An 11,737-nucleotide genomic window follows, 5' to 3' on the forward strand; every position below is an offset into this window, starting at 1 on the left:
ACTGGCCCATCACCACCCTTTCCAAAAAACCACCACTAAGAATTTTGTATAATTCACAATCAAATAAAAACTATATCATCATATTTTTTTATTATGTCAACATAATTTACTGACTTTTATAACTATTAAGCGCTATGACCAATGAGAGAATTAAACTTATTAAAGTCACCTATTTTGTGAAGAATAGCGGCAACATGATGGTGAAAAACAAAAACTACTAACGCAGGCAGAAGATAGGTAAGGAAATAAACAATGTCTCAATTATCATCAACAAGGGAAGCTGTGGGAGTACCCTTTCGAGGTAAAGATGGGCGGTCTGGATAAACCGCCCCGTTGCAAACAATGGAAAATTCCTGCTCGTTACTTCCTGCGAACAGGCAAACCCATACCGCGAACCCCATCCTGCGGTAGAACCAGCACTGCTACTGACCAAGCGGGCAACGTGACTGTGCCATCTGTTGCTATTCTGATACCCGCCGCTAGCGAAGCGCTACCTAACTCGCTCTGAATATCATTCAACTTTAATCCTCTGACGTTAAGATCTCTCACTGTAGCAATATGTGGTGCAGCGTTGATCATCACGACAAGGCCGTCGAACCTCAAATCACGGTCGTCATTAGTAGCGGAACCGTCATCTATAGTCATTACGAACAGCCCAAGCTGCTGATGCAGCCCAACATTACGAAAATCAACGCGTTGTTTAACCGATGCACCATCGCCGAGAGACATCAGGGGTGAAAATTGACGCAAACGCGCCAGTTCCTGATAAAAAGCCGTCATCTGTAATAATTCAGTTTTGCCCGGTTTATCTACCACATTTTTCACTTTTTCAATCAATGCGTAATTTTCGCCATCAACACGCTGATCCGGCATACCAACATTATAGTTGTTATCCTGGTAGGTGTAGCTAACACGATTAAACCAATCGCCAGAATTATAGGAATCACGGGTAAAAGATTTTGAGCGCAGTAGCTCCGATCCGTGTTGAGCGAAGGTCAACCCCTGCCCAAGGAACGTCGTAGCGAGGGATATTGCCTGCATACGAACCCGCGTTGCCAGATCCGCCTCACGTGCCGCCTTATAGCTAATTATGTCCCACAGTGTTTGGTTATCATGTTTAGAGACATAATTGATCACCTCAATCGGATCAGAGGCATAACCGGCTATAGCCCCTTTGTAGTTAATGTCCCTACCTGTTTTCACTGCCCCATCTTTATTAATCATTACAAAATCAGCTAGGTTGCCCGCCATACCAAGACGTACCAGATCCGCCAGATGACGCGCCTCATTAGCGTCTAACCAAGCCATTTCGTTAGGTAACGTACCAACACCATTGCCCACCCCTTGGTTAATGCGAATGCTATCAGCAGAATCAAACGGCCCCCCACCTTGTACAGCGTCACGCAGTCGATCAGAGAAAGTACCAATCCCGGTGCCTTTTAAGTTAATCTGTGAAGCGATTTCGAAACGGTCGTCCTGCCCGGAGTTCCAACCTTCACCGAAGAAATAGACCGATGGGTTAATCGCGCGTACTTTTGCCAGCGCTGATAAGATCTGTGCCTTGGGATGATAGCCCATTAAGTCAAATCGAAATGCGTCGATTTTATAGTCCTTAGCCCAAGTCACCAACGAGTCTTCAATGAGCTTAGCGAACATACGGTGTTCTGGAGCTGTATCGTGACAACAGGTGTTAGATTCAACATTACCTGTGATCTCATCCAAACGATGATAGTACCAAGGCACGACCTTATCCAACACTGAAGATGGGTGTGTTGGACCCGCCGCATTGGTATGGTTATACGCTACGTCCATAATCACATTCATTCCCAATTGCTGTTTGATGGCCTGAATCATGGAGCGAAACTCTTTTATACGTACCGAACCTTCCGCATCTGTGGCATAAGAACCTTCCGGCACCGAGTAATGGTATGGATCATAGCCCCAATTGTAAGAGTCAGTTTCTGCAATCATTGCATTCAACTCTTGTACCTGTGGGTTATTAGCGCTGTCACCGCTCTTTAGCTCCTGCAATAGTTCACCCACGGTCTGTGAACTATTGCAATAATCAGCGAAACGGCTGCTCTTCACCTTTGAGTTGACTTGGCACAAACGACTGAATGGATGGTTGAGATCAGCTACTTGGTTGCTAAATTCATTAATGGAAGCCACATCAAATACTGGCAGCAGCTCTATATGAGTGACTCCAGCCTGACTCAATGCTTTAAGATGTTTGAACATATCGCTGTTGTTAGCAGTCAGAGCCAGATATTTACCTCGCCAAGCTTCCGGCATTGTATTGTCTGCAACAGAGAGATCACGGACATGAGCTTCATATATGGTCATGCGAGCAATGTCCGCTGGTGTATTTTGCGGGCGCGGCATGATCAAACTTTCCCAGTTTTGTGGTTTTAGCGCCTCGTCATCCAACTTGATGACTTGACTGTATTCCGAATTGGTGGACAGACTGTGGGAATAGGGATCAGTAACCTCGTAGTGCTCCACATTGCGGGAAAATGGATGGTACACCGTTAAAGCATAGCGGTAGTAAGTACCAACCAGCTCTTTATCTCCTTGCCACGACCAGGAACCACTAGCAGGATCACGGGTCATTGCATGATTGGCGATAATCTGTTTATTCGCATCATAGATAACCAACCCAACATGCTGAGCAGTAGGCGCCCACAAGCGGAAGGTAACACCGGTATCATTGATTAGCGCACCATATTCCAGTGTGTCAGCAACATTGGCAAAGTGGTCGTCCAAAACACCAGCCGTTTGTACTTGAGTCGCCGACAACAACAAGCCCGCTTCATTGGTCGCCAATGCCACCAGATCACCGGTAAGCAATATATCGACATCAGTGTCCTCTGGCAGGCGGAACGCTGTTAACTTCTTCAAGTGTGGAAATCGTTCTGCCGTCTTCTGGTTTAGAGTGGCCGGTGTTAGCGTCAAATAGCTATCAATGAAATTTCCTTCATCATTAGCTTCCACCTTACCATTCCGGCTGTAATATAAGCGGACATGGGGCTTATCCGCTCCACCCGACCATAACAAAGTCTGATTATCGACCCAATGTGCCGAAGCCTGGGAAACGCCAAACACAGAATTAAAGGCTTCCGCACGACTGCGATAGATTTGATGACTGCCGGGTATCACAGAGACAGTACGGTTCTTGAAATCAGAGAAGGAGATTTTTAGGTCACTGTCGATCAATTTATTGTTGTTACCATCACGCACGATAAAATTGATACAACCCTCATTCTTATTTAATGGCACGACCCAGTAAGGCCCATAACTATCGCTGCCTGTAGGAATTGCACTGGTGTCGTTCCAGTTTAATGAAGGGGAAGCCAAAGCATCACAATTTTTGTCGTTCCATAAGTAGAGGGTGTTGGTACTGTAATCACGGTTTGTTGTTGGACTTTGACTTAATTTAGCAATGTCCACTAAGTGGATCACCGCCTGAAAATTGCCGGCAGTAGCAGCTTCACTGGGTACTTTATTAGGGATATGCGCCATCGGCTCCTCCGGGGTTTTGGGTAAAGAACGATTGTTATCACAGCTAGCCAGTAGCAAAACGAATGTACTGCTTAATAGGGCCAGGTAAGCCTTTTTCCAAAAATGCGCCACCATAATCAAACCTTTTTAATAGAAATAAATCATAGCCGATATTATTGTTAATGAAGTGAGGCGAAAATATTAAATAATGTCTCAGATAGCTCAACATCCTCCTATTCCTGGAATAATGAGGGAGGAGAGCTCAGGCGGAGTTGTTTTTTCGTGATGTTGCGCACGATAATAATGTAATTATCTTTTATTACATAAGACTGGTGTGAATTTATATGTATTACTCCATGTATTAAATATGCTGTCAAGTTACTGTTATTACTAACTGGGCTTCCGTTACAATCGGTAATATCAAGCAAGTAGCATAAAACACAGAATAACTATTTCATATCTGACATTAATAGAGAATGAAGATTAAAATCCATCTTAAATAATCAATTATAACCTATCGTTAGCTCTATTTATGAAATTCCCTCAGCTAACAATGACCATCATTATTCAATGTGTTACCTAAATAGCTTAAATATTCCATAATCAAATGTTTATATCGAAACAGTTTCAATATAAAACCAAAATAAAGCGGAAGAAATTCCCACGTAAAACGGCTGATTTTTATAATTATAAGATCTGTATTTCATAATACACACTCTGGAAGAAAAAGAGAATAACAATAAATATGTTCAGTGGTATATATACCGCCGAACATATTTAAACTAAAAAACTTCAATTTATTGTATAACCAGACACAAACCATAATAACAATGAATTATTATAAACACACCATTAACCAAAAATAAAACCCATTGGATATAAGATTTGTTTTTTTAATTTTTCATCCCATTAAAAATACTATCATGTAAGATATTAATTTCCCATATTAATATAATAATAGATTAATTACATCTTAATATTATTATTAGATTTGTAGAAATTCGTATTTTAAAGTTTAAAGATCTGATGAAATTTTCTGAATTGCATCAAAAGCACACTGTTGGTCTAAAGAACCACTCGGCGCGCCACCAATACCAATTGCACCAATCACTTCATTATCACCAGATTTAACAGGAACACCACCACCAAGTAATAGGAAGCCAGGAATATCCCCTAAATATTGAGCACCAAGATTCGATTGTGCAGTTTTCATTACGTCCTCTGACGTTCTCTGGGTAGATAATGCGGTATAAGCTTTCATTTTGCTCGCCTCAACAGTATGCAACCCGGCTTTATCCATACGCTGAACCACTTTCAGAACCCCACTTTTATCAACAACCGAAACCGTTACGTTGTAGTTATTAGCCGCACAAGATTGAATTGCCTCAGAAGCTAATTTATTTGCTACCTCAAGGGTAATATTACGTTCAGTAATTAGTGATGAAGCAAAAGCAGATTGAGCAAATAAACCTGCTGCCAAAACAGTATAAAAAAGAGAATGTTTCATAGGTAAACCTCATTAAGTTTAAGTTGATGGATTATCCTGTTCTAACTTAATGAGATTTATCGGCTATATCTATTCGGCCAATTACTTATTCGACTTAGTAAAAATACTTAGTCATAAGATAATGACTTAAATAACTCATACTCTTTTACTAATTGTGGTAAAGAATGTATATCTAATTTATGAAATATATTGGCGCGATGAACCTCAATGGTACGTGGTGATAACGATAACTGTTGAGCAATTTGTTTACTGGTTTTACCTTCCAGAATAATTTTCATCACCTCCCTTTCACGTTCAGATAACTGGCTAAATTTCGTTTTCAACTGCTCATATATCTGACGTTGCTTAAATACTTTCTGATGAAATAATAATGCACTTGAAACTGTTTCAATTAATAAATCCGCATCAATAGGTTTGGTTAAAAACTCGAAAGCCCCATTCTTAAAAGCACGACGGCAAATATCAATATTTCCGTGTCCAGTCATGATAATTACCGGTAATGTACTGTTGAGTTTCAAAAGATCGGCCTGTAATGCCAATCCAGGTTTTCCCGGCATACGAATATCCAATAAAATACATCCCTGAAGCGCCGAAATATTTTCCTTATCAATTTCATCAAGAAATTCTTGCGCACCAGGAAATGAACTGACCTGCCAATTCATTGTTTCTAATAACATAGATAATGAATCACGGATCGCTTCATCATCATCAATAAGATAAATCACTGCCACCATTATTTCTCCTTACCTTTATTAGTTGGTAACCAAATAATAAAACACGCCCCTCCTGTTTCGCAATTTCCAGCATTAATATCACCACCAAGTTTATGAATTAATGTTTCTGTTAACGTCATTCCCAATCCCATACCTTGTTGGCGTGTTGTGAAGAATGGAATAAACACATTCTTTAAAGCTTCATCACTTAATCCAGGACCACCATCTGTTATCATGATTTTTATCATGTCATCAATATAGGTGATATCAATGCAGATCCAATTTTGATATTCTAACTGACCTTGCTCTTGCTGTGCCTGAATGGCATTGCTAATTAAATTATGAAATATTTGCTCAATCCACAACGGCTCGGCAGATATCATTGGCAGTTCATCACAAATATGCTTTATTATCTTTACTTTACTGGCCTTAATTTCACTATCGAGCAATATCTCAACTCGACCTAATATCGCTTGAATATTTACAGGTTGTAAAATAATACTCCCAGTCGTCAATTTTTGACGGTATTGCATTAATAAATTTGCGATGCGTTGAGTTTGCAAAATTGATGAATCCAGTATTGGCGGCACTTTATCATATTGCTGTTTTTTCATTAACCGCAATGCGGTTTGATTATAACTCATAATCGCCGTCAAAGGCTGATTTAATTCATGAACAACACCTGTTGCCACTTCATCCATTGTATTTAAGCGGGTAAATTCAAAAAAATGTGCTCGTAAATCAGAAATTTTCCTCAATCTTTTATTCTTCTGAATTAAAAAAATAAAACAGATAATCACTGCCCATAAAAAACTCAGACAAGCAATATAGCCCCACGGAAGTTTAGACCATTGTTGATCGTTACCCACTTTAAGCACAAAAGGCTGAAAACGATTAGTTAATTTTTTCTCCCAGTTCCAAAAATAGTACTCTTTCTCCACCCCATATGTAATCAATGGGCGATTATTCCAATCCAGTTGTACTATTCGGAATTGGGACAATAATGATAGATCTTTCATCAGGATATTAAGATCTATTAATAACCGGATACTATCGCGTTTACTATTAAGCCAATATCTTCCCTTTCCCTCTTCACTGATTATAGGGAATATTAATACATTCATTGGCATCTCTTGTAATCCGACGATTTGTGGAAAGTTTTCCTGTAGCCGATCTAATTCGATATTAGTATCCGTTAGCGATACAATCGCGTCATGTTGTGCCAGCTTTTCACTCAGCTCTCGATAAAGAATATTAAATGAAACTGTTTGTTGTTGATAATTCTGATTTAGTGAATGATTAATCATTCCCCAAATAGTCAAACCGGTTAACACAATCCACGCCAAAAAATGCCACATATAATTACCTGAAAAGATATCTTTCATGACGTTAAAATACAGTCAGAATATATAAATGAAACGGCTATTAGACAGAATGAGTTGAATTCTAGAGAACATTTGGCATTGAGCAGCATATTAAAATTCATTACAGCGTAATTATTTCATCAAAACATTTCTTAAAATAAATAGTTGGCTATGGTAAATGAAATTCCAGCTCTAGCTTATTTTGTCTAAGCATGTTTCAGTTCCTAATCAAATTATTTCGACAGATAGACCCCAGATAAGGGTTTACGGTAACCCCTGTTAAGACTCTTAATACCATGTCAAATTTACTGAATAATTTAAAGTAATCACTTAACAAATCGACTCAGTGAAATGGTCTTCTTTCCCTTGAGTATCACAACGACATCAATAAAAATAGTAATATTTATCAAATAGTTGAGATAAATTTCCACCATTATTCTATATTTGACCAGAAAAAACACTTTACAATCGATAGTGATAATTATTATCATTCGTATCGCTTTCAGATGAACTGCCTTCAGGGTACAGATGAAAGCACGACATTGCTCACATTGCTTCCAGTGTTTACTTTAGCCAGCCGGGTGCTGGCTTTTTTTTATTAATTAATCCAACCATCAATTATTCAAAATATTTGAATTTATAGGTCAGATTTTTAAGCTTTAATGCTATCTCTTCTCAATTAGACTGTAAAAACCATTGAGGAGATTTGAATATGATCCATTTACGCAAAGCATCAGAGCGCGGCCATGCCGATCATGGCTGGTTAACTAGCTGGCATACCTTCTCATTTGCCAACTATTACGACGCCAATTTTTTGAATTTTTCAGCACTAAGAGTGATTAATGAAGATTTCATCGAAGCAGGCCAAGGCTTTGGGACCCATCCACATAAGGATATGGAAATACTTACCTATGTGCTTTCCGGTGTAGTTGAACATCAGGATAGTATGGGAAATAAGGAGCAGGTACCCGCCGGTGAATTCCAAATTATGAGTGCAGGTACGGGTATTCGTCATTCAGAATATAACCCGAGCAGTGATCACCAATTGCATCTGTATCAAATCTGGATTGCTCCAGATAAAACCGGCTTAACACCGCGCTATGAACAACGTCGTTTTGATGATGTACAAAGCCGCCAATTGGTGCTCTCACCTGATGCCCGGGATGGCTCACTAAAAGTATTTCAAGATATGACCTTATGGCGCTGGGTACTGAAGGATCACGAAACCGCCGAATATGTTGCAGAAAAAGGCCGTTATATTTGGATACAAGTCATTCGTGGCGAAGTAGCGGTTAATGGTGTGAAAGCTACCACCAGCGATGGTTTGGTTATCCAGAATGAAACCCATCTTCTGATTAGTACCAATGATGATGGTGAAATATTACTGTTTGACCTTCCTCCGACATGAACATCAAATAAACCTCACCCTCACGGATGAGGTTAAAAAATTTACAATTACAGTTTAGGACCCGCTTTTACTAAAGCTTCTCCCACCGGGGTATCGGTATATTTATCAAAGTTGTCGACAAAACGATGAGCCAAATCTTTCGCCTTCTCTTCCCATTGAGATTTATCTGCATAAGTCTTACGTGGATCAAGAATATCGGTAGCAACACCCAGTAACGCTGTCGGAACCGCCAGATCGAAAATAGGTAAGGTAATGGTATCAGCTTCTTCAATATCACCATTTAGGATGGCATCAATGATTCCACGGGTATCCTTAATCGAGATTCGTTTACCCGTACCATTCCAACCAGTATTCACTAGATAAGCCTTAGCACCTGCGGCCTGCATACGTTTTACCAATACTTCCGCGTATTGAGTTGGATGCAAGGTCAGGAATGCGGCACCAAAACAAGCAGAAAATGTAGGTGTTGGTTCAGTCACACCACGTTCGGTACCTGCTAATTTTGCCGTAAAACCAGATAGGAAGTGATATTGAGTCTGTTCAGGTGTCAAGCGAGATACTGGAGGTAACACACCAAATGCGTCCGCAGTCAGAAAGATGACCTTAGTTGCATGACCCGCTTTGGAAACCGGCTTAACAATGTTTTCAATATGGTAGATAGGATAAGAAACACGGGTGTTTTCAGTTTTTGAACCATCATTGAAATCAATTGTGCCATCTGTCAATACAGTAACATTTTCCAGCAACGCATCACGTTTAATCGCATTGTAGATATCAGGTTCCGCCTCTTTGGACAGATTGATGGTTTTCGCGTAACAACCACCTTCAAAGTTGAATACACCATCATCATCCCAACCATGCTCATCATCACCAATCAGCTTACGTTTTGGATCAGTAGAAAGTGTGGTTTTACCTGTACCCGACAAACCGAAGAAGACCGCAACGTCCCCTTTCTCACCCACGTTGGCAGAACAGTGCATCGAAGCAATACCTTTCAGTGGCAACAGGTAGTTCATCATAGAGAACATCCCTTTCTTCATTTCGCCACCGTACCAAGTACCACCGATAAGCTGCATACGCTCTGTCAGGTTGAACGCAACAAAGTTTTCAGAGTTCAGCCCCTGCTCTTGCCATTGCGGGTTGGTGCATTTCGCACCGTTCATCACAATAAAATCGGGTTTGAACTCAGCCAACTCTTCATCTGATGGACGGATAAACATGTTTTTAACAAAGTGGGCCTGCCACGCAACTTCTGTGATAAAGCGGACTTTCAGTCGCGTATCTGCATTAGCACCACAGAAAGCATCAACCACAAACAAACGTTTGCCTGAAAGCTGTTTAGTCACCAAGCCTTTCAGATATGTCCATGTTTCCTGCTGTAATGGTTTGTTATCATTTTTACCTTTTCCCTGATCAGCCCACCATACGGTGTCACAGGTAACATCATCACGAACAATGTACTTATCTTTAGGGGAACGACCAGTGAAGATCCCCGTATCGACAGCCACAGCCCCCAGGTTGGTCAGAGTGCCACTCTCGCAGCCTTCAAGTGAAGGTTCGGTTTCTTCTGAAAATAACAATTCATAGCTTGGATTATAAATAATTTCGTTAACATCATGGATTCCATAGTCCGCGAGTTCCTGCGGGGTAATGCCTTTAACACTCATGTTATTGCTCCTGGGTAGTCACGCTTTTTCTGTGAGCAATAATAAATAGTTATGATTAATTAACAGCGATAGTTATCAAAAAATTGAAAACCCACTATTTTTTTGAGTTTAATCTGGGGCCAAAGACACAAAAGCAGTTTTGAGTATTATAGATATTGATAGAAAGGCGCGGAGCCGCGCCTTAAAAGGTGAAAAATTTTGTTTAGATAGAATATCAATGGAGCCGGTTCTTTTTTTCTGTTCTGATTGCAGCAAGATCATCAGCATCAAAAATATAGTGTGTACTGCAATACTCACACGCCATATCAATGTTGCCATCTTTCTGCAAAATATGATTAACATCCTCATCGGAAAGTGTGACTAATGTGTCAGCACAACGTTGGCGAGAACAAGTACAACGGAATTCGACCGCTTGCGGTTCATATAATATGACATCCTCCTCATGATAAAGGCGGTGCAAGATCTCCTTAACTTCCAATGAAAATAACTCTTCACCTTTAATGGTTGCAGTAAGTTGCGCCAGATGATCAAAAGCTTCTGCACTCCCCTGTTCCGCCGCTGGCAGAATCTGTAACAACATACCACCAGCAGCAACTCTTCCATCCTGAATGCCAGTACGGATAAATAGACGAGTGGGTAATTGTTCAGACTGCCTGAAATAATCATCAAGACAATCCGCCAGTGTTTCACCTTCCAGTGCAACCACTCCCTGATAACGCTCACCATGAGTTGGCGTAATGGTAATAACCATATAGCCTGTGCCAACCATCTGTTTCAAACTGCTATTCTCAGCCACTAATCCATCAATACGAGCGACACCTCGCATTTGTTGCTGATGATTACCATTAATAACTGCCAGTTTGACCGGGCCATCTCCCTGAATTTGAACTGTAATATCACCATCAAATTTCAGTGTTGCAGTTAATAAACTGGTTGCCACCAACAGTTCTCCCAATAACTGCTGTACCGGCTGCGGGTAATCATGATTTTCCAAAATATGCTGGTAAGTTTCACTGGCTAAAACCAGCTCACCACGTACAGAATGATTCTCAAATAAAAATCGGTGTAATTGGTCTTGTTTAAACATAAATATCTCTCATTCGAGCAGGTTATTCCTGCCCACTTAATTTGGTATTTTTAAACTTAATCAGCGTGCGCCTCTCTTTTTTATCCGGTCGGCGATCAGGATGAGGCATAGTTAATACATTCATTTTTCGAGCGATTGCCATTTTTTCCCGGTTAGCAATACTCGCTTCTGTCTCTTGGTAAAGTTGTTGCGCCTCCGGCGCACCGCGCCGATGATTGCTTAGTGCAAGAACTTCAACTATACGTTCATCATTACCCTGACGCAGTTTAATTTCAGCCCCTAGTTCAACCAATTTACTCGGTTTACTTCTTTGACCATTATAGTGAACTTTACCACCATCTATCATTTCCCGTGCAATAGCCCGTGTTTTATAAAAACGGGCTACCCACAGCCACTTATCCAGACGGACAGCTTGATCGGAGTCTGAATTACCCTTCATTTTTCCTCTCATCATCAGCTTTGGCAAATAAAGCGAAGCCTAACATACCATTGT

General features: G+C 40.5%; 8 protein-coding genes. 1 reads left to right on the forward strand and 7 read right to left on the reverse strand.

Going from position 1 to position 11,737, the window contains the following annotated elements; genetic code table 11:
* Window positions 1–360 precede the first annotated feature (360 nt).
* The 4 genes from pulA to KZ793_RS13150 form a co-directional block, all read right to left on the reverse strand.
* On the reverse strand, window positions 361–3,633 hold the full coding sequence (gene pulA, locus KZ793_RS13135; protein ID WP_225815747.1) for a pullulanase-type alpha-1,6-glucosidase: 3,273 nt from the start codon (window positions 3,631–3,633) through the stop codon (window positions 361–363).
* An 880-nt stretch (window positions 3,634–4,513) separates the two neighbouring features.
* Window positions 4,514–5,005, reverse strand: a complete 492-nt coding sequence (locus KZ793_RS13140) for a GlcG/HbpS family heme-binding protein (RefSeq protein WP_225815748.1) — start codon at window positions 5,003–5,005, stop codon at window positions 4,514–4,516.
* Window positions 5,006–5,112: 107 nt separating this feature from the next.
* Complete coding sequence (locus KZ793_RS13145; protein ID WP_225815749.1) at window positions 5,113–5,739, reverse strand: response regulator transcription factor; 627 nt, start codon at window positions 5,737–5,739, stop codon at window positions 5,113–5,115.
* Window positions 5,739–7,076 carry a sensor histidine kinase gene (locus tag KZ793_RS13150; RefSeq protein WP_225815750.1) on the reverse strand — a complete coding sequence of 446 codons (1,338 nt, stop codon included), beginning with the start codon at window positions 7,074–7,076 and terminating at the stop codon, window positions 5,739–5,741. The genes KZ793_RS13145 and KZ793_RS13150 overlap by 1 nt, the downstream gene beginning before the upstream one ends.
* Window positions 7,077–7,794: 718 nt before the next feature.
* Between KZ793_RS13150 and KZ793_RS13155 the strand changes: the two genes are divergently transcribed.
* Window positions 7,795–8,490: a pirin family protein gene (locus KZ793_RS13155; protein WP_225815751.1), complete on the forward strand. Its 696-nt coding sequence runs from the start codon at window positions 7,795–7,797 to the stop codon at window positions 8,488–8,490.
* Between the two features lie 47 nt (window positions 8,491–8,537).
* Here the strand turns inward: KZ793_RS13155 and pckA are convergent, their stop codons facing one another.
* The 3 genes from pckA to hslR form a co-directional block, all read right to left on the reverse strand.
* A complete protein-coding gene (pckA, locus tag KZ793_RS13160) occupies window positions 8,538–10,157 on the reverse strand; it encodes a phosphoenolpyruvate carboxykinase (ATP) (RefSeq protein ID WP_225815752.1) in 1,620 nt (539 codons plus the stop codon).
* Between the two features lie 214 nt (window positions 10,158–10,371).
* Window positions 10,372–11,244 (reverse strand): Hsp33 family molecular chaperone HslO, encoded by an 873-nt coding sequence (gene hslO / locus KZ793_RS13165; protein ID WP_225815753.1) that lies wholly within the window; start codon window positions 11,242–11,244, stop codon window positions 10,372–10,374.
* Window positions 11,245–11,266: 22 nt separating this feature from the next.
* Window positions 11,267–11,683, reverse strand: a complete 417-nt coding sequence (gene hslR / locus KZ793_RS13170) for a ribosome-associated heat shock protein Hsp15 (RefSeq protein WP_225815754.1) — start codon at window positions 11,681–11,683, stop codon at window positions 11,267–11,269.
* Window positions 11,684–11,737: the final 54 nt, after the last annotated feature.

The sequence above is a fragment of the Photorhabdus antumapuensis genome, assembly GCF_020387775.1.
GTDB lineage: Bacteria > Pseudomonadota > Gammaproteobacteria > Enterobacterales > Enterobacteriaceae > Photorhabdus > Photorhabdus antumapuensis.

What these genes read in the sequence shown, in the direction of transcription:
- pulA (WP_225815747.1), bottom strand. Translation starts at nt 3,633, where the DNA reads ATGGTGGCGCATTTTTGGAAAAAGGCTTACCTGGCCCTATTAAGCAGT.
- KZ793_RS13140 (WP_225815748.1), bottom strand. Translation starts at nt 5,005, where the DNA reads ATGAAACATTCTCTTTTTTATACTGTTTTGGCAGCAGGTTTATTTGCT.
- KZ793_RS13145 (WP_225815749.1), bottom strand. Translation starts at nt 5,739, where the DNA reads ATGGTGGCAGTGATTTATCTTATTGATGATGATGAAGCGATCCGTGAT.
- KZ793_RS13150 (WP_225815750.1), bottom strand. Translation starts at nt 7,076, where the DNA reads ATGTGGCATTTTTTGGCGTGGATTGTGTTAACCGGTTTGACTATTTGG.
- KZ793_RS13155 (WP_225815751.1), top strand. Translation starts at nt 7,795, where the DNA reads ATGATCCATTTACGCAAAGCATCAGAGCGCGGCCATGCCGATCATGGC.
- pckA (WP_225815752.1), bottom strand. Translation starts at nt 10,157, where the DNA reads ATGAGTGTTAAAGGCATTACCCCGCAGGAACTCGCGGACTATGGAATC.
- hslO (WP_225815753.1), bottom strand. Translation starts at nt 11,244, where the DNA reads ATGTTTAAACAAGACCAATTACACCGATTTTTATTTGAGAATCATTCT.
- hslR (WP_225815754.1), bottom strand. Translation starts at nt 11,683, where the DNA reads ATGAAGGGTAATTCAGACTCCGATCAAGCTGTCCGTCTGGATAAGTGG.